This is a genomic window from Variovorax boronicumulans (genome assembly GCF_019352895.1).
Lineage (GTDB): Bacteria > Pseudomonadota > Gammaproteobacteria > Burkholderiales > Burkholderiaceae_C > Variovorax > Variovorax boronicumulans_A.
Window position 1 is genome coordinate 1363699 of sequence record NZ_JAAAFX010000009.1, and the last position, 24295, is coordinate 1387993.

Below are 24295 nucleotides of genomic sequence, written 5' to 3' on the forward strand. Positions count from 1 at the left end.
CGCCAAATAGTTCCGCAGCGAAAAGACGCGGGCGCTCAGTCGGCGCCGAGCGCGCGGCACAGCGCCTGCAGATCGGGCACCACGAGCTGCGGACGCGCACCGTGCGTCCAGGGCTTGCGCTCTTCCTCGGGATGGCGCACCACCCAGGCCGCCTGCATGCCGACCGCGAGCGCGCCCACCACGTCGAGCGCAGCATCGTCGCCCACATGCAGCACCTCGTGCGGCTGCACGCCCACCGAGGCCGCGGCCGCCTGGAAGATCGGCGCGTGTGGCTTGCCGCTGCCGAAGACGTGGGCGCTGAAGGCCGTGCGAAACCAGGCGTCGACGCCGGTGCGCTTCAGGTCCGCGTTGCCGTTGGAGATCGCCACCAGCGGGTAGCGCTCGCTGAGCCACTTCAACGCGGGCAGCGCGTCGTCGTAGAGCACCACGCGCTGGCGCTCGTCGAAGAACACATCGAAGGCCGCATCGGCCAGCGCCGGGTCCTCGCCCACGCGCGACAGCGCGGCGCGGATCGATTCGCGGCGCAGTGCGCTCAGGTCGTGCGCCAGGTCGGAACGCTCGCGCTCGGTCGCCTCGCGCAGTTCGCGCAGCACGCCGGGCGTGAGCAGCAGCTCGGCGGTCTTGGGCGCCTCGCGCAGCAGCCAGCCGTGCAGCACCTCTTCGGCGCGCGCGATGGTGGGCCAGATCGGCCAGAGGGTGTCGTCGAGGTCCAGCGAGATCGCGGCGATGCGCGTCAAATCCAGGCCGTTGTGTGCCGCAAGGGCCGGTGTCTCGAAAGTCATGGCCGAGAATATCGCATGCCTTCGATCGCCCCGCCCGCCACTCCCCTCCCCCCAACGCCCGCCACGCCACGCACCGCCGTGCTCTGGTGCAACCTGGGTTCGCCCGATGCCCCCACCGCCAAGGCCGTGCGGCCCTACCTCTCGGAGTTCCTGGGCGACCCGCGGGTGGTCGAGATCCCGCGCGCGATCTGGTGGTTGATCCTCCACGGCATCATCCTGCGCACGCGGCCCGCCAAGTCGGCCGCCAAGTACGCGAGCATCTGGCTGGCCGAGGGCTCGCCGCTCAAGGTCTGGACCGAGAAGCAGGCCAAGCTGCTGGCCGGCTGGCTGGGCGAGCGCGGCCACCGGCAGCTGTCGGTGCGCCATGCGATGCGCTACGCCAACCCGTCGATCGCTTCGCAGCTCGATGCGCTGATGGCCGAAGGCGCGACGCGCGTGCTGGTGCTGCAGGCCTACCCGCAGTACTCGGCCACCACCACGGCCAGCGTGATCGACGCGGTCAACGCCTGGACCCTGAAACAGCGCCGGCTGCCCGAACTGCGCTTCGTCAACGACTACCACGACGACCCGGCCTACATCGAGGCGCTGGCTTGCAGCGTCGAAGCCTACTGGAAGCAGAACGGCCGGCCCGACCAACTGGTGATGAGCTTCCACGGCATTCCCGAGCGCAACATCCGGCTGGGCGACCCCTACCAGTCGCAGTGCCTGGCCACCGCGCGCCTGCTGGCCGAGCGGCTGGGCCTGTCGGCCGCGCAGCACCGCGTGACCTTCCAGTCGCGCTTCGGCCGCGCCAAGTGGCTCGAGCCCTACACCGAGCCGACGCTGCGCGAACTCGGCGCCGCCGGCACGCAGCGGGTCGACGTGATGTGCCCGGGCTTCCCGGCCGACTGCCTCGAGACGCTGGAAGAGATCGCGATGGAAGGCCGCGAGGCCTTCCTGCACACCGGCGGCAAGGAATTCCACTACATCCCCTGCCTCAACGACAGCCCGCTGTGGATCGATGCGCTCACGGGCATCGCCGAGCGGCATCTCGCGGGCTGGCCGACCCTGGCGACGAAGCCGGCCGGCTGAGGCTCAGAACTTGCCGAGGTAGTCCATCTTGCCGATGGGCACGCCGCTGTGGCGCAGCACGTCGTAGGCGGTGGTCACATGGAAGAAGAAGTTGGGCAGCGCGAACTGCAGCAGGTAGCGCTGCGCGGTGAACTGCACCTCGTTGCCGCGGCTCTTCATCACCACCGCACGGTTCTCGAAGCCGTCGACCTGGGCACGCTCGAGGGTGTTGAGGTAGTCGATGGTCTTCGCGACCCGGGCCTGCAGCTCGGCGTAGGTGGTCTCGGTGTCGGGAAAGCTCGGCGCCGTGACGCCCGCGAGGCGCGCGCTGCCCAGCTTCGAGGCATCGCTCGCACCCTGCACCTGGCCGGCCAGCGTGTACATGTCGGGTGCGAGCCGAGCGTTGACCAGGGTCGCGGTGTCGATGCCAGCGGCCGTGGCATGCGCCAGGCCCTTGTCGAGCAGGTGGCTCAGCTGGTGCAGGCCGCGGAGGAACACGGGGATGGAAAGGTCGTACAACGAAAGCGCCATGGGGAGTCTCCTGGGGTTCAGCGCGCGATTGTCGTGCGCCTGCCCGATCTCTGCTGGCAGCGCCTCACCAGCGCAGCAGGCGGGGGCCCAGCACCGCGCCGATCAGGGCCGTCGCCGCGATGCCGCTCACGTACCAGACCGCCAGGAAAGGGGCCGCCAGCTCCATGCAGTGCATCGCATACACCGCGGCGCCCACGCCGCCCGCCAGCGCGCCGGCCGCGGCGCCCGCGAGCGCGGGCCGGGTCGGCGCCAGGCTGCGCAGCGCCACCATGGCCGCGACGAACACCGGCGCGGCCATCAGCAGGATGCTGGCCGCGCAGATCTGCCACGAGATCCCCCAGAGCATGGTCGCGCGTTCGGGCGCGGCGGCGGGCATCCACACGACGGCCGCCAGCGCCCAGATCAGGGCCACCGGCACGCAGAGCAGCAGCGGCCACGCGCGTCCGATGCGCACGCCCGGCCGCGCCAGGCGCTGCAGGATCACGCCCGCGGCCAGCGCGATGCACAGCGGGAACAGCAGCTTGAGCCAGAACATCGGCAGCTGCACCGCATCGGCCCAGTCGCGGCGCACGCCGTAGCCCACGAGCAGCACGGCCAGCGACAGCGGCACCGCCAGGCCCAGCGCCAGCGTCAGCCGGCGTGCGGCCGCATGGCGGGGCACCGGGGCGGCATCGGCGGCCAGCAGGGCAATCAGCGCATCGGTCTTCATCGGGCGTCCTTGATCTTCTGCATCAGGGCCTTGAGCCCGCGGTGGATGCCGACCTTGACCGCCGATTCCGACATGCCGGTCTTCTGCGCGGCCTCGGCGATCGAGAGGCCTTCGAGCTTCACGTGGACGATCGGCAGCCGGTGGCGGTCGGGCAAGGTGTCGAGCAGGCCCGACAGGTCGCGTCGCGCGTCGCTGGCCTCGGTGGCCGAGTCGGCGAACACCTCGAGTTCGTCGTCGAGCGGGATGTGCAGCGCCTCGCGGCTGCCCTTGGCGCGCAGCAGGTCGATCATCTTGTAGCGCGCGATCGCATGCACCCAGGCCGTCAGGGGCTGGTCGCTCTGGTAGGTGTGGCGCTGGTTGTGCATGGCGATCAGGCATTCCTGGACGAGGTCTTCCACTTCATCGGGCCAGCCGAACAGCCGACGACCCAGGAAGCCGCGCAAGTGCGCGCCCAACTGGACCAGGAATGCACGGTAGGCCACGGCGTCGCCCGCCTGGCCGCGCACGAACAGGTCGTGCAGCGCCGCTTCGGCGTCGTGCAGATGCTGCGGGCTCCCGGATGTTGTTCGTTTCATTCGCTCTGCGGGTTACAGCGGGAGGCGGGGCCGGTGAAAAAAGACGGCTCGATTGTGCCGTGGACCGGTCGCGGCGCCCGCCTACGGCCGATGGCCTCCCTGCGCTTGCCAGCCACGGGGTCCGTCGGTACATTGCATTTTTTGAGGGCCTGCAATGTCTGTCGACACCGTTCCGAGTTCTCCTGTTCCCGCCTCCGACACGTCGCGCGCGTCGTTCCTCTCCCCGCCGTCCGCCACGCCGCCGCAGAACGAGGTGCCGCCCGGCGAGCCCGACGCGCTGGCCTCGGTCTCGCTGTCCCCGATCTACGCCGCCGCGGCCACCGCCGTGAACGCGACCGGCCCGCGCCACATCCGGCTGACCTCGCATGCCAGCGGTTTCGGCGCCCTGCCGATCCACTGGGGCGCGGCCAGCGCGGCCGAGCGCGGCCCGATCGTCGGCACCACCACCTCGCGCGCGCACCGCAACGTGATCGGCACCCACAGCGGCTCCTACAGCGTGTACCGCGCGCTGGCCGTGGCGGCGGGCGCGCTCAAGCGCGAGCACAAGGCTGACCTGACCAACACCTCGCCCACCGACGTGATCGGTCCCTACCCGCAATGGAGCGAGCCCGGGCGCATCGTCTCGCTCGACCCCTGGGGCGCGATCGTGGCCGACGTGTTCTCGGCCGAGCTCGCGGCCGGCTACGACATCCGCCCGACCTTGGCCGTGACCAAGGCGCACGTGATCCTGCCCGAGGTGATCGAGGCGCTGCAGACCGGCCGGCTCCAGGCCGACGGCAAGTTCCTCACCGACGGCGGCGCGGCCATGGTGACCAAGGTCGCGGTCGAGCCGGCCTGGTACCTGCCCGAGGTCGCCAAGCGCTTCGGCTGCTCCGAGACCGACCTGCGCCGCACGCTGTTCGAGGAAACCGGCGGCATGTACCCCGAGCTGGTGACGCGCTCCGACCTCGAGGTCTTCCTGCCGCCCATCGGCGGCCAGACGCTCTACATCTTCGGCAACCCGCGCGACCTGGCCAACCCCGAGGTCGAGCTCACGGCCCGCATCCACGACGAATGCAACGGATCCGATGTGTTCGGCTCCGACATCTGCACCTGCCGGCCCTACCTCACGCACGCGATCGAGGAATGCATCCGCGGCGCGCAGCGTGGCGGCGTGGGGCTGATCGCCTATTCGCGCAAGGAAGGCCGCGCGCTGGGCGAGGTCACCAAGTTCCTGGTCTACAACGCGCGCAAGCGCCAGGTCGGCGGCGACACGGCCGACCAGTATTTCGCCCGCACCGAATGCGTGGCCGGCGTGCAGGACATGCGCTTCCAGGAACTCATGCCCGACGTCTTCCACTGGCTGGGCATCACCAAGATCCACCGGCTGGTCTCGATGAGCAACCTGAAGTTCGACGCCATCACCGGCTCGGGCATCGAGATCGGCGAGCGGGTCAACATCCCCGACGATCTGATCCCGGCCGATGCGCAGGTCGAGATGGACGCCAAGAAGGCGGCCGGCTATTTCACGCCGGGCCACGTGCCCGACGCCGACGAACTCAAGCAGGCCAAGGGCCGAGGACTCACCGAATGAGCAAGGACAACTACGGAATCGATCCCGAACACGCCACCGCCAACCATGCGGTGCGCCACGCCGACGCGCAAGGCCGCGTCGACCCGGTGCAGGAGCTGACGCCCGACTTCACCCAGCCTGCCGCAGCCGCCACCTGGCTGCGCACCACCGCGGCCGTGCGCGAGCGCGCGGCGCAGCTGCTGGCGCGCGCGCGCAGCGGCGAATCCGCCTGGTTCACGATCGGCGACGCGGCCGCGCTCGACGGCGCCGCGCAGACCGTGGCCGATGTGACGCGCGAGCGCTACCCCTCGGGCCGCATCCCCTTCCACAGCCGCTGGCGCCATTTCGAGGCCGGCGGCGTCGACCGCCTGGCCGAACTCGACCGGCTGCTGGGCAACAAGGTGACGCCGCGCGAACGCGCCCGCGTGCAGATCGACCTGGTGCTGGTCAGCGTGCTGCTCGACGCCGGCGCCGGCCCCGACTGGCACTACGTCGAGTCGGCCAGCGGCCAGCGCTTCACGCGCTCCGAAGGCCTGGGCGTGGCGAGCTTCCACGCCTTCACCAGCGGCCTGTTCTCCTCCGACCCCGAGCGCCCTTTGCAGGCCGATGCCGCAGGCCTGCGGGCCCTGGTGACCGACCGGCTGGCCCAGGCTTTCCAGATCAGCGACGTCAACCCGCTGGTGGGCATCGCCGGCCGCGCCATGCTGCTGCGGCGCCTGGGCGAGGCGCTGGCCGAGCAGCCCGAGGTCTTCGGCCAGGAAGGCCGGCCGGGCCGCCTGTTCGATGCGCTGGTCGGCCCCTACGGCCCGGCGCTGCCGCCGACTGCCGAGGTCAAGGCGCACGACCTGCTGTCGCTGGTGCTGAGTTCGCTGTCGCGCATCTGGCCCGCGGCCAACGCGGTCGACAGCCTGGCGATCGACGGCAGCGACGCGCCCGGCGGCATCCCCATGGGCTCGGGCGACCCGGCCTTTGCGCTGGGCGACTGCTGGCGCCACAGCGCGGTGCACGGCCCCGGCCTGACCAACGGCTGGATGCCCTTCCACAAGCTGTCGCAGTGGCTCACCTACTCGCTGCTCGAACCCATCGAGGGCGCGGGCGTGAAGGTGCGCGGCCTCGACGCGCTCACCGGCCTGCCCGAATACCGCAACGGCGGCCTGCTGATCGACAGCGGCGTGATCGTGCCGCGCGACGCGGCCTCGCTCACGCGCAGCTGGAAGGTGAGCGACGAATTCATCGTCGAATGGCGCGCGCTGACGGTCGCGCTGCTGGACGAACTGGCGCCGCGCGTGCGCACCCTGCTGGGCCGCAGTGCCGAGGAATTGCCGCTGGCCTGCGTGCTCGAGGGCGGTACCTGGGCCGCCGGGCGCGTGCTGGCACAGCGCTTGCGTGACGGTGCACCACCCCTGCGGATCGAAAGCGACGGCACCGTCTTTTAAACTCTCCCCCCTCCGTTTAGAAAAAAACACGGCAACGCCGCCACGCCTTTTCTCAGAATCTCCGCCCTATGAGCAACGTCCACGTCCTCGACCACCCCCTCGTCCAGCACAAGCTCACGCTGATGCGCCGCAAGGATGCGTCCACCAACAGCTTCCGCCGCCTCCTCAACGAGCTCAGCATGCTCATGGCCTACGAGGTCACGCGCGACATGCCGATGCAGGACATCGAGGTCGAGACCCCGCTCGAGACCATGACGTCCAAGGTGATCGACGGCAAGAAGCTGGTGCTGGTCTCGATCCTGCGCGCCGGCAACGGCATCCTCGAAGGCATGCTGAGCGTGGTGCCGGGCGCGCGCGTCGGCCACATCGGCCTGTACCGCGACCCCAAGACGCTGACCGCGGTCGAGTACTACTTCAAGATGCCCAGCGAGATGGAGAACCGCGACATCATCGTGGTCGACCCGATGCTGGCCACCGGCAACTCGGCCATCGCGGCGGTCGAGCGCCTGAAGGAGATGAACCCCAAGTCGATCAAGTTCGTCTGCCTGCTGACCTGCCCCGAGGGCGTGAAGAACATGCAGACGGCCCACCCCGACGTGCCGATCTACACCGCCGCCATCGACCGCGAACTGGACAGCCATGGCTACATCCTGCCGGGCCTGGGCGATGCGGGCGATCGGATCTTCGGAACGAAATAGGACGCCCCCCGAAGGGCTTGCGCACTTCGTGTCGCGGCGCCCCTCCCCCCACTGGGGGGCGATACCGGAGGCCCGGCGGAGCCGGTTCCTCGGTATCCCTCGTGAAGAGTGCGCCTCTACCGCTTTGTTCTTTCTGTCGACTCAAAAAACCCAAGGAAAAAACGTGACAGCTCGTCGTCAATTGATCATTCGTTCGGTGGCCCTGGCCGCCGTCATGGCGGCGGGTGCGCCGGGGCTGGCCTTGGCGCAGGCCAAGCTCAAGGTGGCGGGGGTCTACACCTCGCCCTTCGAGCAGCAGTGGGTCAGCCGGCTGCACAAGGCGCTGAAGGCGGCCGAGGCGCGGGGTGAGATCGAATACAAGGCGACCGAGAACGTGACCAACGCCGACTTCGAGCGCGTGATGCGCGAGTACGCGACCGGCGGCAACCAGCTGATCATCGGCGACGTGTTCGGCGTCGAGGCCGCGGCGCGCAAGGTGGCCAAGGACTTCCCCAAGACCTCCTTCCTGCTCGGCTCCTCGGGCAAGCCGCAGGCGCCCAACCTCAGCGTGTTCGACAACTACATCCAGGAGCCGGCCTACCTCAGCGGCATGGTCGCGGGCAGCATGAGCAAGTCGAACAAGATCGGCATGGTCGGCGGCTTCCCGATCCCCGAAGTCAACCGGCTGATGAACGCCTTCATGGCCGGCGCCAAGGAAACGAATCCCAAGGTCGAGTTCACCGTGAGCTTCATCAACAGCTGGTTCGACCCGCCGAAGGCCAAGGAAGCCGCCTTCGCGATGATCGACAAGGGCGCCGACGTGCTCTACGCCGAGCGCTTCGGCGTGAGCGACGCGGCCCGCGAAAAGGGCAAGCTCGCGATCGGCAACGTGATCAACACCCAGGCCCAGTACCCCGACACCGTGGTCTCGTCGGCGCTGTGGAACTTCGAGCCTTCGGCCGACCGCGCGATCAAGCTGGTGAAGGAAGGCAAGTTCACCGCCGAGGACTACGGCCAGTATTCGATGATGAAGCACAAGGGCTCCGAGCTCGCACCGCTGGGCACCTTCGAGAAGAAGGTGCCGGCCGAGACGGTCGCCAAGGTCAAGGCCAAGGAAGCCGACATCGTGGCGGGCAAGTTCACCGTCAAGGTCGACGACTCCCAGCCCAAATCGACGGCGAAGTGAAGGCGGCCGCGATCACGCGCTGGCGCTCGGCGCTGTCGGCCGTCGTGCTGGCGGCCGGCGTGGTCGCGCTCACGGGCTGCATCGGCATCTACAAGAGTGCCGGCGCGGTCGAGGACACCCGCCTCGACCACACGCCGCGCATCGCGGTGATCTCGGCCTTCCAGCCCGAGCTCACGCTGCTGCTGGCGCGGCTGCAGAAGCCGGTGACGTACAGCGAGCACGGCGTCGACTTCACCACCGGCACGCTCGAAGGCAAGCCGGTGGTGCTGTTCCTCTCGGGCATCAGCATGACGAACGCGACCATGAACACGCAGCGCGTGCTGGACCGCTTTCGCGTCACCCACATCGTCTTCAGCGGCATCGCGGGCGGCGTGAACCCCGCGCTGCACGTGGGCGATGTGACCGTGCCCGCGCAATGGGGCCAGTACCTCGAGGTGCTGATGGCCCGCGAAACCGCGCCGGGCCGGTTCAGCGCGCCGCCCTTCATCACCGACGCGACGATGTTCCCGAACTTCGGCATGGTGCATCCGCGCTCCGTCGAGGTGCGCACCGAGGCCAGGCCGCAGATCGAGCGCAAGTTCTGGTTCGAGGCCGACCCGAAGATGCTCGCGGTCGCGCGCAGCATCCGCAACGTCGAGCTGGCGAACTGCAGCGCGGGCAAGTGCCTGCCGCGCAAGCCCCAGTTGGTGGTCGGCGGCAACGGCGTCTCGGGCCAGGCCTTCATGGACAACAAGGCCTACCGCGAATACACCTTCAGGACCTTCCAGGCCAACGTGATCGACATGGAGACCGCGGCCGTGGGCATGGTCGCCTACAGCAACGGCGTGCCCTACATCGCCTTCCGCTCGCTCAGCGACCTCGCGGGCGGCGGCGACGGCGAGAACGAGATGGGGACCTTCATGGGCATCGCGGCCGACAATTCGGCCAAGGTGATGCTGGCCTTCCTCGCGGCCTGGAAGTGATTCCGCCTTCACTCCCTCCCCTTGCGGGAGAGGGTCGGGGCCGGGGCGCGCACCACCACAGAACGATGACGTGGGCCGCGTGCCCCCCTCCCCGCCTCGCCCCGCAATGGGAAGGAGGAAGACCATGACCCACCCCAGCGCTCTTCGCCTCGTTCTGCTGCCAGGCATGGACGGCACGGGTGATCTCTTCGAGCCCCTGCGGCACGCCATGCGGCCGTGCAACGCCATCGACGTGGTGCGCTACCCCGGCACCGAGGTGTTGGGCTATGACGAACTCGAACGACGGGTGCGTGCGCAACTCCCCGCCGGTCAGCCCTTCGTGCTGCTCGGCGAATCCTTCTCCGGCCCGTTGGCCATCGCGATCGCGGCCGCGCCTCCTCCCAACCTGCGCGGCCTGATCCTGTGCTGCAGCTTCGCGCGCAGCCCCGCACCGGGGCTGGCGTTGCTGCGCGGCGGCCTGCTCGAACTGGCGATGAAATTCCTGCATTCGGACCGAATGCGCGGCCCCATGCGTCACCTGCTGCTGGGCCGCTTTGCCACACCGCGCCTTGCGGGGATGTTGCAGGCCTCGCTGCGACAGGTGACGACCACGGTCATGACGCATCGCCTGAAGGAAGTGCAGCAGGTGAACGTGATCGACCGGCTTTCGCGGGTGCGCGTGCCCGCGCTGTATCTGCGGGCAATGCATGACCGCATCGTTCCGGAGGAGGCGGCGCGTATCATCCAGCGCGCCCTGCCGGGCCTGCGCATCGTGCACCTGCCAGGGCCTCACGGCCTGTTGCAGGCTGTGCCTGAGGCCGCCGCCCGAGCCATCGAAACCTTTTGCAATGCGCTTGGCGACCCCGAGCCCACCGCCCCATGAACCCCACCGTGCTCCGGCTTGCCGGCATCACCAAGCGCTTCGGCCCGCTGGTGGCCAACGACGCGATCTCCCTCGAGCTGCAGGCCGGCGAAGTGCTGGCGCTGCTGGGGGAGAACGGCGCCGGCAAGTCGACGCTGATGTCGATCCTGTTCGGCCACTACACCGCCGACGAGGGCCGCATCGAGGCCTTCGGCCAGGCGCTGCCGCCCGGCAACCCCAAGGCCGCGCTGGCCGCGGGCATCGGCATGGTGCACCAGCATTTCACGCTGGCCGACAACCTCAGCGTGCTCGACAACGTGCTCATGGGCACCGAGCCGCTGTGGCAACCCTTCTCGCGGCGCAGCGCGGCACGGTCGCGGCTGCTGGAGGTCTCCCAGCGCTTCGGCCTGCCGGTGCAGCCCGACGCGAAGATCGGCGACCTGTCGGTCGGCGAGCGCCAGCGCGTGGAGATCCTCAAGGCGCTGTACCGCGGCGCGCGCATCCTGATCCTCGACGAGCCGACCGCCGTGCTCACGCCGCAGGAGAGCGAGGCGCTGTTCGACACGCTGGCCCAGATGGTGGCCCAGGGCCTGTCGATCATCTTCATCAGCCACAAGCTGGGCGAGGTGCTGCGCGTGTCGCACCGCGTGGCGGTGCTGCGCGGCGGCAAGCTGGTGGCGCAGGCGCGCGCGGTCGACACCACCCAGGCCGAGCTCGCGCTCTGGATGGTCGGCCGCGCGGTCGAGAAGACCGCGCGCCGGCCGGCCCGCAGCGTGGGCGATGCGGTCTGCGTGCTCGACCACGTCAGCACCACCGGCAGCGGCCACGACCGGCTCGACGATGTCTCGCTCACGCTCAAGGCCGGCGAGATCGTCGCGATCGCGGGCGTGTCGGGCAACGGCCAGGTCGCGCTGGCCGAGTTGCTGAGCGGCACGCGCCGCGCCATGTCTGGCTCGGTGCAGCTGATGGGCCGCGCGCTGCCGCCCTCGCCCGCCCGGCTGGTGCCGCGTGGCGTCGCGCGCATCCCCGAAGACCGGCACGCCGTGGGCGTGATCGGCGACCTGCCGGTGTGGGAGAACGCGGTGTCCGAACGGCTGCGCAGCCCGGCCTTCTCGCGCTGGACGCCGCTGGGCCTGCGCTGGGTCAAGCGCGCCGCGGCACGCGCCTATGCGGCGCGGGTCGAGAAGGCCTACGACGTACGCGGCGCGGGCCTGTCCTCGCCCGCACGCTCGCTCTCGGGCGGCAACATGCAGAAGCTGATCCTGGGCCGCGCGCTGATGGCGCCCGAGTCCGCCAACGGCCAGCGCAAGCCGCCGCGGCTGATCGTCGCGCACCAGCCGACCTGGGGCCTGGACATCGGCGCGGTCGCCTATGTGCAGCAGCAATTGATCGCCGCGCGCGATGCCGGCGCCGCGGTGCTGGTGATCTCCGACGACCTCGACGAGGTGCTGGCATTGGGCGACCGCGTGGCCGTGATGCACGGCGGCCACCTGGGCGAACCGCGGCCCGCCACCGCCTGGACACGCGAAGCCATCGGCCTGGCCATGGCCGGCACGGAACATTCATGAGACTCGAACGCCGTCACCGGACCTCCCCCCTGGCCCTCGTGCTCGCGCCCATCGGCGCGATCGCCTTCACGCTCGTCGTCAGCGCCCTGCTGGTGCTCTGGGCCGGCGCGCCCGTGGGCCGCACCTACGCGCTGCTGCTGCAGGGCGGCTTCGGCTCGGTCTTCGCGTGGAGCGAGACCCTGACCCGCGCCATCCCGCTGATCCTCACCGGCCTCGCAGCCACCGTGGCCTTCAAGGCGCGGCTGTTCAACATCGGCGCCGAAGGCCAGCTCTACGCGGGCGCGCTGGCCGCGATCGCGGTCGGCGGCATGCATGGCGGCACCGGCTTCGCGCTTTCGCCCTGGCTGCTGTTCCCGCTGATGATGCTGGCGGCGGCCGTGGCCGGCGCGCTGCTGCTGCTGGGCCCGGCGCTGATGAAGAACCGACTGGGCGTCGACGAGGTCGTGACCACGCTGCTGATCAACTTCATCGTGCTGCTCGCGGTCTCGGCCATGCTCGACGGCCCGATGAAGGACCCGACCGCCATGGGCTGGCCGCAGAGCGTGGCACTGCAGGGCGATCTCGAACTCGGCAAGCTGATCGCGCAGACCCGCGTGCACACCGGGCTGATCTGGGCCGTGTCGCTGGCCGTGATGGTCTGGGCGATCTTCAAGTACACGGTGCTGGGCTTCGACATCCGCGCGGTCGGCGCCAACGCGCGCGGCGCGGCCTTCGCGGGCGTGCCGGTGACGCGCACCGTGGTCATGGTCGCGCTGCTGTCGGGCGCGCTGGCCGGGCTGGCGGGCGCCATCGAGGTCGCGGGCCGCACCAGCTACGTGACGCTCGACATGTCGCCGGGCTACGGCTACACCGGCATCGTGATCGCGATGCTCGCCGGCCTGCACCCGCTGGGCGTGATCGCCGCCGGCGTGTTCGTGGCCGGCGTGCTGGTCGGCGCCGACAGCATGAGCCGCGCGGTCGGTGTGCCGACCTACATCGCCGACGTGATCGTCGCGGCCTCGCTGATCGCGGTGCTGGTGGCGACGCTGCTGACGCAGTACCGGGTGCGGCGCAAATGAGGGCGCCCTCCTCTGCGGCTGGGCTCCTTCCCTCGCTGGGGGAAGGCTGGGATGGGGGCTGCAGCCTGCCCATCGCGCGCCGCCTGCCCCCACCCCCGCCCTCCCCCGGAAGGGGAGGAAGCAAAGACAAATGACCGACCTCTTCGACATCCTCTCCAACGCCTCCTTCTGGGTGGCCACGCTGCGCATCGCCACGCCGCTGATCCTCGGCACGCTGGGCGTGCTGCTGTGCGAGCGCGCGGGCGTGCTCAACCTCGGCATTGAAGGGATCATGGTCGCGGGTGCCTTCACGGGCTGGCTCGCGGTCTACGCGGGCGCGCCGCTGTGGGTCGGCGTCGGCGTGGCGGCCTTCACCGGCGCGGTGTTCGGCCTGCTGCACGCCTTCCTGACGGTCGGGCTCGCGCTGTCGCAGCACGTGTCGGGGCTGGGCATCACGCTGCTGGCCACGGCGCTCAGCTACTTCGGCTACCGCGTGAGCTTCCCCAAGGTCAGCACGCCGCCCACGGTGACGCCCTTCGCGCCGATGGACTGGCTGCCGATCCCGATCCTCAACGCGCAGACCGCGCTCACGCTGTTCGCACTGCTGCTGGTGCCGGTGGTCGCGTGGGTGCTGCTGCGCACGCCGGTCGGCCTGGCGGTGCGCATGGTGGGCGAGAACCCGCAGGCGGCCGAGGGCCAGGGCGTGTCGGTCGCGGCCACGCGCACCGGCGCCATCGTGGCGGGCTCGGCGCTGATGGGTGTGGCGGGCGCCTTCCTCACGCTGTCGGCCTTCAACGCCTTCTTCTTCAACATGGTCAACGGCCGCGGCTGGATCTGCGTGGCGCTGGTGGTGTTCGCCTCGTGGCGGCCCGGCAAGGCGCTGCTGGGCGCGCTGCTGTTCGCCTTCTTCGACGCGCTGCAGCTGCGCCTGCAGCAGTCGGGCGACGCCGCGCTGCCCTACCAGCTCTACCTGATGCTGCCCTACCTGCTGTCGATCCTGGCGCTGGTGCTGGTGGCGCGCAAGGCGAGCTATCCGCAGGCGCTGATGAAGCCTTATCGCAAGGGCGAGCGATAGGCTGATGTTTCAGTAGGTCGTTCATCCGTTCGCGATTTGGGATGCTGTGGTTACCAAGACGCGCCCCTTGACTCAGGAGAACGGATGAACAGCCATAAGCATGCGAGATTGACGCCAAAGGTCGAGCCCTTCTGGTGGACAGGGCACGAACGCAGAGCTGGAAAGTCGCAGCGGCACGCAATGCGGCCGGCGTGAGCCCGCGCACGGCCTGTAAGTGGCTTGCTCGCTTCAAGGCCGAGGGCCTGTCTGGGCTCAAAGACCGCAGTTCCAGGCCCGCATGTTGTCCTCATGCGATGAGGACCGGGTTCGGTTCGAAGCGCTGAGCCGCCAGAGATGGCCCCTGTGAGCCATCAGGTTCCCATAAGCCGCATACCGGCTATGAACAACCTACTGAAATTCAACAGCCAGAGCCTCACCGTCTTCAATGAACAGCACCCGCTAGCTGAACTCAAAGGACATTACATCACGCAGCAAACAGAAATACCACAAAACTTACTGCATTGCGCAATGAATGAACACATGCGACCAATAAATAGGGGTGTCCCCCAGGAAAATCGCGAGCAACAAAACCCATTGCCAGCAACAAACCAAAAATAAACGCTCCCCAAAACTGAAGCCCTAAAGAATGGGCCAATCCAAAGGCAATCGCCGATATCAAAACATATCCCATCCGACTCTCGAACCCCGCGCGCTGCATCACACGACGTATCAACAGCTGGTGCAGCGCCGTCTCAAATAAGGGCCCAACCAGCACAGCCATGACGAATACTCGCAACCACCCTTTCGCAAAAAGCGCTTCTTGCACAGGGGCCGCCGAATTTGAGGAAAAGCCGATGAAATGCAATACATAAGATATTGCCACAGCATAAAAAATACCCACAAACAATAACAAGCCCACAAAACCGAGACAGTTTATATTTCTAAGAAAGTGAAACACGAAATAAAATCCATGACGCACGACATTAAAAATCATAATCCCCTACTAATATCAAAATTAATCATAGGAATTTTTATTTGACTGACAATCCAAGATTGAAGATACGCACGCTCATCTGAGCTTAGAAGTTCATAGATCACGATGTCAACCACATCATCACACCTCATCGCATCTCGTCAGAATAATTCACCATTTATTCTAGACACCCGATTATTTGAGACAAATGTTTCTAGAATTCACTAGGAGATTTGGCATCGTTTTGAGCAAAATCGTTAGTTCTTTGGTTTTCAGCCTGAATTGACCAACAAGGGCGAAAGCGACATCCGCAATACTGGAGTTGAAGAGGTTTTCCAGTGGAAGGATGTACTGACGCGCCTATCGCCGATAGCAAGCCTGATCGACTCCGCCCGCGATAGGCGTGTCAGCCAGGACTGATGCGTTGGATTAGCTGTGCGCACGCCGCCGGCCTGCGCGCAGGTACTGGGCCAGCAACCCGCGCGTGCGCGCGCCGTAAAGCAGTTCACTGACGCCAAGCAGTTGCAGCTAACGCCCTCGATGTTGAGTCGACGCCAGCTGGTGCAGGTGAAGTTCAAGCAATGACGCCGGCCGCGTGCCGCGGCACGCACAAGCACCGAGGTGGTGGTGAAGTTCTGGGCAGGGAGTGGCCAATAGCGATTCCCAAATGGCACTGCATGTGCTGGCGCCACCTTGCCATCACTCCCGATGGACTGCTGATAGCTCCATCAGAGCAGATGGGCCGGCTTAGGAACTATGACCTGCACGAGCAGTTGCCCTCTTTGACCTGGTGCATATCAAGGCCAGTGTGGATTTCTACTGTCCGCAGAATCTGGTTGATCGGTTAGATCGCATCGACACGCGAAACGCAGCTTTAAAGGCCCAAGGTCCCTCAAAGTGGGCTTACAATGCGAATAATTCTCATTTGAGTTGTTGCATCCGGTACTTTCCGACAGTGAAGCAGCTCGCCCGAATGGAGCTTCTTCACCGTGTCCGCCCTGCCGCCGCTGCCTGCCTGCGCTCCTGCCGATCCGCCTGCCGTCGAATCGCTCTACCTCGCGCATCACGGCTGGCTGCAGATGTGGCTGCGCAAGAAGCTGGCGAACGCGGCCGACGCGGCGGACATCGCGCATGACACCTTCGTTCGCGTGCTGGCCTCGCGCCACCGCACGCGCATCGCCGAACCGCGGGCCTTCCTCACGACCATCGCCAAGGGGCTGGTGATCGACAGCTGGCGCCGCCAGGAGATCGAGCGCGCCTACAGGGAAGCGCTGGCGCTGCAGCCCGAGCAGCTCGCGCCCTCGCCCGAGACGCACCTGCTGATCGTCGAGACGCTGGCGCGCATCGACCGCCTGCTCGACGGGCTCAAGCCCAAGGTGCGCACCGCCTTCCTGCTGGCGCAGATCGAGGAACTGCCCTACGCCGAGATCGCGCAGCGCATGGGTGTGACCGTGCGCTCGGTCGAGCGCTACGTGGCCGAGGCGCTCTACCACTGCCACCTCGTGCTGGCTTCGGACTGAGATGCCGCAGCCCGCCTCTCCGGCGCCTTCCGCGGTGCGCCAGGCCTTCGGCTGGATGGTCCGGCTGCAATCGGGCACCGCCGACGCGCGCACGCAGCGCGCGTTCGCGCAATGGCGCAGCGCCGACCCCGCACACGAGCAGGCCTGGCAGCGCGCGCAGGAAGTCGGACAGGCCCTGCGCGCGGACTTCGGCGCGCTGCCTGCCGGCGCGGGCGGTGCATCCTTCGAAGCGCTGCAGGCCGGCGCCCAGCGCCTGAGCCGACGGCGCCTGCTGGCCAAGCTCTCGGTCGGCGCGGCCGTCGTGGGCCCGGTCGCCTGGCTGACGGGCGAGCTCGCCCCCTGGCAGCGGCTCACGGCCGACTACAGCACGGCCAAGGGCGAGCGGCGCAGCGTCACGCTTGCCGACGGCACCGCGCTCGCGCTCAACACCGACAGCGCGGTGCAACTGCGTTTCGACGGCACGCAGCGCCTCTTGGTACTCACCCGCGGCGAGATCGCGCTGGTCTCGGGTGCGGATGCGCAATCGGCGCTCAAGCGCCCGCTGCGCGTGCAGACGCGCGACGGGCTGCTCGAGGCATTGGGCACGCAGTTCGTGGTGCGGCTCGACGCCGACGCGAGCCTGCTGTCGGTCGAGGAAGGTGCGGTCGCGATGCAGCCGGCGCTGGCCGGCGCGGGCGCCGAGCTTGTCGTTGCGCGCGCTGGCACGGTCTACCGGCTGAGCCGCACCGAGGCCGTGCCCGCCGACACCGGCGGCCTCGACCCCACGGGCTGGACCGACGGCGCGCTGGTCATCCGCGACATGCGGCTGGGCGACTTCCTGGCCGAGCTCGGCCGCTACCGCAGCGGCCACATCGGTTGCGACCCGCGCGCGGCCGAGCTGCGGCTGTCGGGCGTCTACCGCCTCGACGACACCGAACGGCTGCTGGCGATCCTGCCCAGCGTGCTGCCGGTGCGCATCGACTACCGCACCCGCTTCTGGGTGCAGGTCTCGATGCGCTGAAAAAAATCTTTCGCTTTTCCTGTCGGGTTTCGCCGTCCCGTCCGGCATGGACAGGACACATCGCTTTTCTTTGCACTCCATGCCACTCCCACATCTGCCCGCCCGCTTCCGGCCTTCCACGCTGGCGGTCTGCCTGCACGGCGCGCTGTGCCTGGCGCTGCTGCCTACTTCCGGCTTCGCGCAGGCGCCCGCGGCCACCGACGCCGACGCACGCGCCTACCGCATCGTCGCGGGGCCGCTCGACGACGCACTGAACCGCTTCGCGCGCCAGGCCGGCATCACGTTGTCCTTCACGCCGCAGCAGGTCGACGGCCTGCGCAGCCGCGGGCTGGAGGGCAGCTTCTCGGTGCAGACCGGCCTCACGCGCCTGCTCGACGGCAGCGGCTATGTGGCGCGACTGCAGGCACCGGGCCACTACGTGCTGCAGACCCGCGAGCCGCTGGTGGGCTCGGCCGCGCCGCATTCCGCCAACGCCGCGCCACCGCCGGCCGCCGAGGTCACGCTGCCGACCACCACCGTGACCGCCGCGCGCGACCGCCGCCAGGAGGTCTACGACACGCCCGCCTCGGTGGCGGTGATCACGCGAGAGGAGATCGACCGGCTGCCGCCGCGCAACACCGCCGACCTGCTGACCGACGTGCCGGGCGTCTACACCTCGCAGTCCCGCATGGACCCGGGCATCAGCGTGAACATCCGCGGGCTGCAGGACTTCGGGCGCGTCAACGTGATGATCGACGGCACGCGCCAGAACTACCAGCAGAGCGGCCACGGCTCCAACGGCTCTGTCTACCTCGACCCCGAACTGCTGGGCGGCGCCGACATCGCCAAGGGCCCGACCTCGACCGTGGGCGGCGCGGGCATGATCGCGGGCCTGGTCAACTTCCGCACGCTGGAAGTGGCCGACCTGCTGCAGGACGGCCAGACGCTGGGCGGCCGCGTGAACACCACCACCGGCAGTAACGCCTACGACTTCGCGGGCAGTGCCGCCTTGGGCCTCAAAGCCGGCGAGGACTTCGACGGCGTGATGGTGCTGAGCCGCAAGAAGGTCGGCGCCTTCGAGAAGGGCCAACGCGGCTCGGTGCGCGAAGGCCTCGACGCGGTGGTGCACGGCATCAGCCAGCTCACCGACCAGGACCAGACCTCGGCGCTGCTCAAGGGCACCTGGCGCTTCGCGCCCGGGCACATGGCCAAGCTGAGCTACATCGGCCTCGACGCGAACTTCGGCGAGAAGGCGCAGTCCGCCTCGGCCGGCGGCCTCACCAACCACGTGCGCACCGACACGCTGCTGGCCAACTACAACTGGAACCCGGCCGATTCCAAACTCATCGACCTCAAGACCAGCCTCTACTACACCCGCACGCGCAACGAAGCCTTCCGCCATGCCGGCGGCCAGCTCGACGACAACGCCTACCAGCTGCGCTACCAGACCAGCACCGTCGGCGGCACGCTGGAGAACACCGCGCGCCTGGCGCTCGCGAAGACCACCGACGCGGTGCTCAAGACCGGCGGCGAGTTCTTCCACGACTGGACGAGCCCGCAGGCGCAGGCGCTGTCGATCGGCGCCGATGCGGGCACGACCGCGCTCTACACCGGCTCCACGCCCGAGGGCAAGCGCACCGTGGCCAGCCTGTTCGGCGAAGCCACGCTGCTGCACGACAGCTGGCTCGAGGTGACCGGCGGCCTGCGCTACGACTGGTACGGCCTGCAGGGCGACGGGCGCATGCGCATCGGCTCGATCAGCAACCCGGCGGGCGTGCGGCCCTCCACCACCGCGCTCTACACCCGCTTCCAGACCGACCGCCACGGCGGCTCGATCGCGCCGCGGCTGTCGGTGGCCGTCAAGCCCATCGAGCAGCTGCAGTTCTTCGCCAACATCGGCCGCGGCATGCGGCCGCCGGCCATCACCGAATCGCTGCAATGGGGCCAGCACGTGGGCAGCCTGTTCCCCTACTACCCCAACCCCGACCTGCGCGCCGAGTACTCGCGCAACACCGAACTGGGCGTGAACGCGGTCTTCAAGGGCCTGCTGACCGGGCGCGATGCGCTGCGCGTCAAGGCCGCGTGGTTCGACAGCAAGGTCAAGAACTACGTCACGCTGGGCCGCATCATGGCGCCCAACGACACCGCGGGCGGCGGCCTGCTCGGGCCCTATGCCTACGTCAACCTCGACGACCCGTTTCGCAGCAAGGGCCTCGAGCTGCAGGCCGACTACGACACCGGCCGCGTGTTCGGTTCGCTGAGCTACACCCACATGATGGTCAAGACCGGCAAGGGCGGCTACGACCCCTTCCCGCTGGGCAGCATGATGGGTTTCCCGTCGAACACGCTGGGCACGCCGGGCGACGCCAACATCTGGTACACGCTGCCGCCGCGCAAGAACCTCAGCATCTCGGCCGGCGTGCGGCTTCTCGACGACAAGCTCACGCTGGGCGGCCGCATGCGCTTCCAGTCGCCCACCGCCACCACCAGCGTCTGGACCATGCAGGGCGATGCCTACAACCAGAAGGCCTGGCACCTCTACGACCTCTGGGCCAGCTACGAGCTCAACCGCCACACCACGCTGCGGCTGGCCATCAACAACCTGATGGACAAGAACTACGCCGAGATGCAGGGCGGCGGCTATTTCGTCGGCCCCGGCCGCACCGCGATGGTCACGCTGTCGCTCAAGTTCTAAGCGGGTGCCGCGCGCACCGATCCCTCCTCCTTCTCCCCATCTCCGCATGCACTCTCCACATCCGCTTTCCGCCGCGTCGCACCCCGCGCGCTTCGGCCTCTCGCTCGCGCTCCTGGCCACGCTGGCCGTCACCGCATTGCCCGACACGCAAGCCCAGACGCACGTCTCCGGCGTGCGCGTCACCTCGCTGGCCTCGCTGCGGCCATCGGGCGAGGACGTGACCTCATCCGACGGCACCGTGGGCTGGCCCGGCGCGCGCCACCCCACCTCGCCGCCGCTGTTCGCGGTCAAGCCCGGGACCACCACGGGCTACCTCTACGGCGGCTTCCTGGGGGCCGGCTGGACCGGCAACCGGCCGACGCTGTACACCGCGGTCGGGCTCTACAGCATGCGGGCGGGCGTCTCGGTCTACGAGCGACTGGCCTTCGACTTCGACACCGACCTGCAGGGCCGCATCAACAGCACGCCGGTGCGCTCGAGCAGCGGCGCGCTCTACGCCGTCATGACCAGCCTCTACGGCGAGCAGTACGCCGGCACCGACGAGAAGAGCAACTACACCTACTCGGCCACGGTCGGCCAAGGCCTGATCGTGCGCACCGATTTCGACGGCGCCTACCCCTCGGTGGTGGAGTCGTCGCGCGGCAAGCTCTACTCGCCCAACGGCGCGCTGGTGATCGACGCCAAGGACAACCTCTACGGCGTCGACAAGGGCCTGCAGGGCCAGGGGCGGATCTTCCGGATCAACCTGGGCACGGGCGTGCTGAGCACCGTGCATGAATTCGCCGTGGGCCCCAAGGGCATGAAGCAGGTGGCCAACGACATCGTGCTGGGCGGCGACGGCTTCCTCTACGGCGTGACCGCCTACCGCCGCGGCCTGCCGCTGGCCCCCGGCACACCGAACGCGCCCGACACGCCCACCGGCACGCTCTACCGCATCGATCCGAACGCCGCCGGCGCGGGCCCCACTGTGCTGCACACCTTCACGCTGGCCGAGGGCGAGCTCAACGTGGGCGACAACGTGACGCACGAGGGCTTCCGCCTGTATCCCAGCGAGCAGCCGGTGACCATCGGCATGACGGGCCCGGCCACGCTGCGCAGCCTGAGCTCGGGCGAGCAGAACGGGCTGTCGTCGCTGGTTGACGGAGGCGACGGCTATCTGTACGGCACCACTTCGGTGGCCGACTGCTACACCTACGTCCACAACCTCAACACGCTCACGGGGCTGCCATCGGTGACGCGCAACAACCCGCTGTGCGGCTTCCGTTCGTGGGCCGCCGCCCCGAACGCCTTCTCGTACCCCGGCGCCTATCCGTACCACGACGGCCCGCGTCCCTACGGCGCGGTCTGGCGCATCGCGCGCAACGGCAGCGGCAGCCTGCAGGTCCTGCACACCTTCAACGAGGACGACGGCGCCACGCCGCGCGGCCCGCTGGCGCTCGCCCCCGACGGCGCGATCTACGGCACCACGCTGGCCGGCGGCACCCACACCTGCAGCAACCGCAACACCGCGAACGCCGAGGTGCGCTGTGGCACGCTCTACCGCATCCGGCCCTCGGCCATCGCGGTCGAAGGCGGCGGCCATGTGGCCAACGGCGGCTTCGAGAAGGTGCACAGCTTCTCGGGCAACGACGGGCGCATCCCGCTGGGCGTGCGCGCCGGCGCCGACGGCCGGCTCTACGGCGTGACCTCGATGGGCGGCAGCTATGCCGACAGCCAGGGCAAGGCGGTGCCGACCGACTTCGGCACCGTGTTCCAGGTGGCGGTCAATTCGGACGGCGCCCCCGATGCCAGCGTGAGCCTGGTGGCGAGCCCGACGCAGCTCAAGGTCGGCGAGACCAGCACGCTGACCTGGATCAGCAGCAACGCCACGCAATGCACCGCGGCCTCGTCGGCCAACGACTGGCGCGGTGCCGTGGCGGACTTCGGTGCCGTCTCGGTCACGCCCAAGCCCGGCACCTACCGCTACACGCTGACCTGCAACGTCGCCGGCAGCGCCTTCGGCGCGCAGGTCTCGGCCAGCACCACGGTCTACGTGGGCACCGACGCCACGGCCGTCGACGGCAACACCGTGAGCTTCGGCAACGGCGGCGGTGGCGCGGCTTCGCCGGTCTGGCTGCTGGCGCTCGCGGTGCTGGGCCGTGCCGCATCGCTGCGCCGCAAGCGCAAGACCCCGCACACCTCCACATCGATGACCACCGCACAGAAGAACTGACATGAAGACCTCGTCCACCCTCTCCTCCGGATCGCGGCCCCTGCTGCTCCTCGCGCTGGTCTTCGCCAGCCTGGCCGCCTCGTCCGCCATCGCGCAGACGACGGCCTTCAAGCCCACCGTGCTGCACCGCTTCACCGGCACCGCCGACACGGCCCAGCTGGGCGGCATGCCCATGGTGCCGCCGGTGCTGGCCAAGGACGGCAGCGGCCAGTTGCAGGGCCACACCTTCAATGGCGGCACGCCGCTGACCCTAGTGCTCGGCCAGGGCGTGAGCTACCGACTCGACGCCCTCAAGGGCACGGGCTACCAGGCACGGCTGCTGGGCGACATCTCCAAGTCGACGACCACGCTGGTGCAGGATGCACAGGGCAAGATCTACGGCGGCGCGGGTGCGTCCAACGTCAACAACGACACCAGCGCCAACCCCTTCGGCTCGACCGCCGCGATGTTCAGCCTGCAGGCCAACGTGGCGAGCGCATTGCCGACGCCGCCGGTGCGCCCGCGCGGCCAGCTGGCGATCGACGACGACCAGCGCGTGTACTTCGGCGGCGGCGACGCCCCGGGCACCTGCAACGCCAGCGGCGTTCTCGCGGCCGGCCTGTGGCGCCTGAACCCTGACGGCAGCTACGCCAAGGCCTTCGACTTCTGCCAGTTCTTCACCGTCGTGGGCCGCCTGCAGCTCCACGAGAAAGGCGGCGCCCCCGTGGCCAGCGTCTGGAGCAAGACCGACCAGGCACTCTATGTGCTGACCAGCGTCGGCGCCACGGGCGTGTTCGACAGCACCCAGGCCAGCGACAACGCCGGCCGCGCCTTCGGCACGCTGGTGAAGATCGACAAGGCCACGCTCGACGAAGGCGCAGCCAACAACGGCCAGCTTGCCTCGGCCGATCAGGTGAAGGTGCTGCACACCTTCCTGCGCCACCGCGACGGCGCGCCGACCTCGGTCGGCGACCGCTACAGCACGCTGGTCGAGGCCGGCGAATGGCTCTACGGCACCAGCTACGCCAACGCCCCGACCGCCGGCGGCGTCAACGACCTGCGCTACGGCGGCACGCTGTGGCGCGTGAAGAAGGACGACCCGGCCAGCTTCACCGTGCTGCACCGCTTCCGCGATGCCGACATGCTCGCGAAGGACGGCACCGCCCAGGCCGACGGTTCCACGCCCAATGGCCCGCTGGTGCTCGCCGCCGACGGCAACATCTACGGCACCACGGCGCGCGACGGCTCCAGCCTCTACCGGCCCGCGACCGGCCTGCCCACGCCCTCGGGCGCCGGCACGCTGTTCCGCATCGTCGTCGGCAGCAAGGGCGATCGCTCGGACGACATCTATGAAGTGCTGCACCGCTTCGACATCGCCACCGAAGGCGCACGCCCCGTGGGCCTGAGCCTGGGCGCGACGGTCGACGGCGTGCAGAAGCTCTATGGCGCGACCGCCAGCGGCGGCCCGGGCGAAGCCATCGACCCTGCCTCGCCCGACACCAGCGGCAACGGCACCGTGTTCTCCATCGACGTGCCGCTGCCCAGCGTGAGCTTCACCACGCCGCTGACCGCCTCGGCCTCGAGCGCGCTGGTCGGCGACCGCCCGACCCTGAGCTGGGCCACGCAGAACGCCGCCGGCTGCACCGCCAGCGGCAGCAACGGCAATACCTGGAGCGGCGCGCAGCAGACCCAGGGCAGCCAGATCCCGCTGTCGGGCGCGCTGAGCAAGACCGGGGTCAACACCTTCACGCTGCGCTGCGAAAGCGCTTCGGGCGGGCCGGCCGTGGTGCAGACGGTGTCGATCACGGTCAGGGCCGTGACCGTGGCGCCGCCCGCGACCTCCGACGGCTCGGGCACCGGCACCTGGGAGCGCAACAACAACCGCAGCGACGGCGGCGGCCCGCTGAGCCCCTGGCTCCTGCTGCCGCTGGCCGCGCTCGGCCTGGCCCGCCGCTTCGCGCGGCGCGGCTGATCCTT

The 24295-nt window shown here is 68.9% G+C and carries 20 protein-coding genes and 1 pseudogene; 16 read left to right on the plus strand and 5 right to left on the minus strand.

What is annotated here, in order from left to right:
- Nucleotides 1-35: 35 nt before the first annotated feature.
- Nucleotides 36-782, minus strand: a complete 747-nt coding sequence (locus tag K0H49_RS25445; RefSeq protein ID WP_219218594.1) for an HAD family hydrolase — start codon at nt 780-782, stop codon at nt 36-38.
- A 15-nt stretch (nt 783-797) separates the two neighbouring features.
- On the opposite strand from K0H49_RS25445, the gene hemH reads away from it, so the two are divergent.
- A complete protein-coding gene (hemH, locus tag K0H49_RS25450; RefSeq protein ID WP_219218595.1) occupies nt 798-1853 on the plus strand; it encodes a ferrochelatase in 1056 nt (351 codons plus the stop codon).
- A 3-nt stretch (nt 1854-1856) separates the two neighbouring features.
- Here hemH and K0H49_RS25455 read toward each other — a convergent pair whose 3' ends face one another.
- The 3 genes from K0H49_RS25455 to K0H49_RS25465 form a co-directional block, all read right to left on the minus strand.
- Nucleotides 1857-2363 (minus strand): DUF1993 domain-containing protein, encoded by a 507-nt coding sequence (locus tag K0H49_RS25455; protein WP_219218597.1) that lies wholly within the window; start codon nt 2361-2363, stop codon nt 1857-1859.
- A gap of 64 nt (nt 2364-2427) precedes the next feature.
- Nucleotides 2428-3072, minus strand: coding sequence for a DUF1109 domain-containing protein (locus K0H49_RS25460; protein ID WP_219218607.1), 645 nt, complete (start codon nt 3070-3072; stop codon nt 2428-2430).
- On the minus strand, nt 3069-3647 hold the full coding sequence (locus K0H49_RS25465; protein ID WP_219218609.1) for a sigma-70 family RNA polymerase sigma factor: 579 nt from the start codon (nt 3645-3647) through the stop codon (nt 3069-3071). The genes K0H49_RS25460 and K0H49_RS25465 overlap by 4 nt, the downstream gene beginning before the upstream one ends.
- Before the next feature lie 154 nt (nt 3648-3801).
- Between K0H49_RS25465 and K0H49_RS25470 the strand changes: the two genes are divergently transcribed.
- From K0H49_RS25470 to K0H49_RS25515, 10 genes and pseudogenes are all read left to right on the plus strand, one after another.
- Nucleotides 3802-5220, plus strand: coding sequence for a GTP cyclohydrolase II (locus tag K0H49_RS25470; RefSeq protein WP_257625123.1), 1419 nt, complete (start codon nt 3802-3804; stop codon nt 5218-5220).
- On the plus strand, nt 5217-6635 hold the full coding sequence (locus K0H49_RS25475) for a URC4/urg3 family protein (RefSeq protein WP_219218612.1): 1419 nt from the start codon (nt 5217-5219) through the stop codon (nt 6633-6635). The genes K0H49_RS25470 and K0H49_RS25475 overlap by 4 nt, the downstream gene beginning before the upstream one ends.
- A gap of 68 nt (nt 6636-6703) precedes the next feature.
- Nucleotides 6704-7333: a uracil phosphoribosyltransferase gene (gene upp, locus K0H49_RS25480; protein WP_183028816.1), complete on the plus strand. Its 630-nt coding sequence runs from the start codon at nt 6704-6706 to the stop codon at nt 7331-7333.
- 214 nt (nt 7334-7547) lie between these two features.
- Complete coding sequence (locus K0H49_RS25485; RefSeq protein WP_219219185.1) at nt 7548-8498, plus strand: BMP family protein; 951 nt, start codon at nt 7548-7550, stop codon at nt 8496-8498.
- Nucleotides 8495-9460: a 5'-methylthioadenosine/S-adenosylhomocysteine nucleosidase gene (locus K0H49_RS25490; RefSeq protein WP_374122417.1), complete on the plus strand. Its 966-nt coding sequence runs from the start codon at nt 8495-8497 to the stop codon at nt 9458-9460. The genes K0H49_RS25485 and K0H49_RS25490 overlap by 4 nt, the downstream gene beginning before the upstream one ends.
- A 124-nt stretch (nt 9461-9584) precedes the next feature.
- The gene (locus K0H49_RS25495; RefSeq protein WP_219218613.1) at nt 9585-10322 is read left to right on the plus strand and encodes an alpha/beta fold hydrolase; all 738 of its coding nucleotides are present in this window, start codon (nt 9585-9587) and stop codon (nt 10320-10322) included.
- Nucleotides 10319-11869: an ABC transporter ATP-binding protein gene (locus K0H49_RS25500; RefSeq protein WP_219218615.1), complete on the plus strand. Its 1551-nt coding sequence runs from the start codon at nt 10319-10321 to the stop codon at nt 11867-11869. Before K0H49_RS25495 ends, K0H49_RS25500 begins: the two co-directional genes overlap by 4 nt.
- The gene (locus tag K0H49_RS25505; RefSeq protein ID WP_219218617.1) at nt 11866-12927 is read left to right on the plus strand and encodes an ABC transporter permease; all 1062 of its coding nucleotides are present in this window, start codon (nt 11866-11868) and stop codon (nt 12925-12927) included. Before K0H49_RS25500 ends, K0H49_RS25505 begins: the two co-directional genes overlap by 4 nt.
- Nucleotides 12928-13057: 130 nt before the next feature.
- Nucleotides 13058-13981: an ABC transporter permease gene (locus K0H49_RS25510; RefSeq protein WP_219218619.1), complete on the plus strand. Its 924-nt coding sequence runs from the start codon at nt 13058-13060 to the stop codon at nt 13979-13981.
- 84 nt (nt 13982-14065) lie between these two features.
- Nucleotides 14066-14274, plus strand: a pseudogene (locus K0H49_RS25515) (leucine zipper domain-containing protein); the annotation flags it as partial.
- A gap of 170 nt (nt 14275-14444) precedes the next feature.
- On the opposite strand, the gene K0H49_RS25520 reads toward K0H49_RS25515, so the two are convergent.
- Nucleotides 14445-14918 carry a CPBP family glutamic-type intramembrane protease gene (locus K0H49_RS25520; RefSeq protein WP_219218622.1) on the minus strand — a complete coding sequence of 158 codons (474 nt, stop codon included), beginning with the start codon at nt 14916-14918 and terminating at the stop codon, nt 14445-14447.
- A gap of 1013 nt (nt 14919-15931) precedes the next feature.
- Here K0H49_RS25520 and K0H49_RS25525 point away from each other — a divergent pair.
- The 5 genes from K0H49_RS25525 to K0H49_RS25545 all read left to right on the plus strand — a co-directional run bounded on the left by K0H49_RS25525 (nt 15932) and on the right by K0H49_RS25545 (nt 24290).
- Nucleotides 15932-16453 carry a sigma-70 family RNA polymerase sigma factor gene (locus K0H49_RS25525; RefSeq protein WP_257625207.1) on the plus strand — a complete coding sequence of 174 codons (522 nt, stop codon included), beginning with the start codon at nt 15932-15934 and terminating at the stop codon, nt 16451-16453.
- A gap of 1 nt (nt 16454) precedes the next feature.
- Nucleotides 16455-17453, plus strand: coding sequence for a FecR domain-containing protein (locus K0H49_RS25530; protein ID WP_219218624.1), 999 nt, complete (start codon nt 16455-16457; stop codon nt 17451-17453).
- 79 nt (nt 17454-17532) lie between these two features.
- Nucleotides 17533-20127 (plus strand): TonB-dependent receptor, encoded by a 2595-nt coding sequence (locus tag K0H49_RS25535; RefSeq protein WP_219218626.1) that lies wholly within the window; start codon nt 17533-17535, stop codon nt 20125-20127.
- A 46-nt stretch (nt 20128-20173) separates the two neighbouring features.
- Nucleotides 20174-22339, plus strand: a complete 2166-nt coding sequence (locus K0H49_RS25540) for a choice-of-anchor tandem repeat GloVer-containing protein (RefSeq protein ID WP_219218627.1) — start codon at nt 20174-20176, stop codon at nt 22337-22339.
- A 1-nt stretch (nt 22340) separates the two neighbouring features.
- A complete protein-coding gene (locus K0H49_RS25545) occupies nt 22341-24290 on the plus strand; it encodes a hypothetical protein (protein WP_219218637.1) in 1950 nt (649 codons plus the stop codon).
- Nucleotides 24291-24295 lie beyond the last annotated feature (5 nt).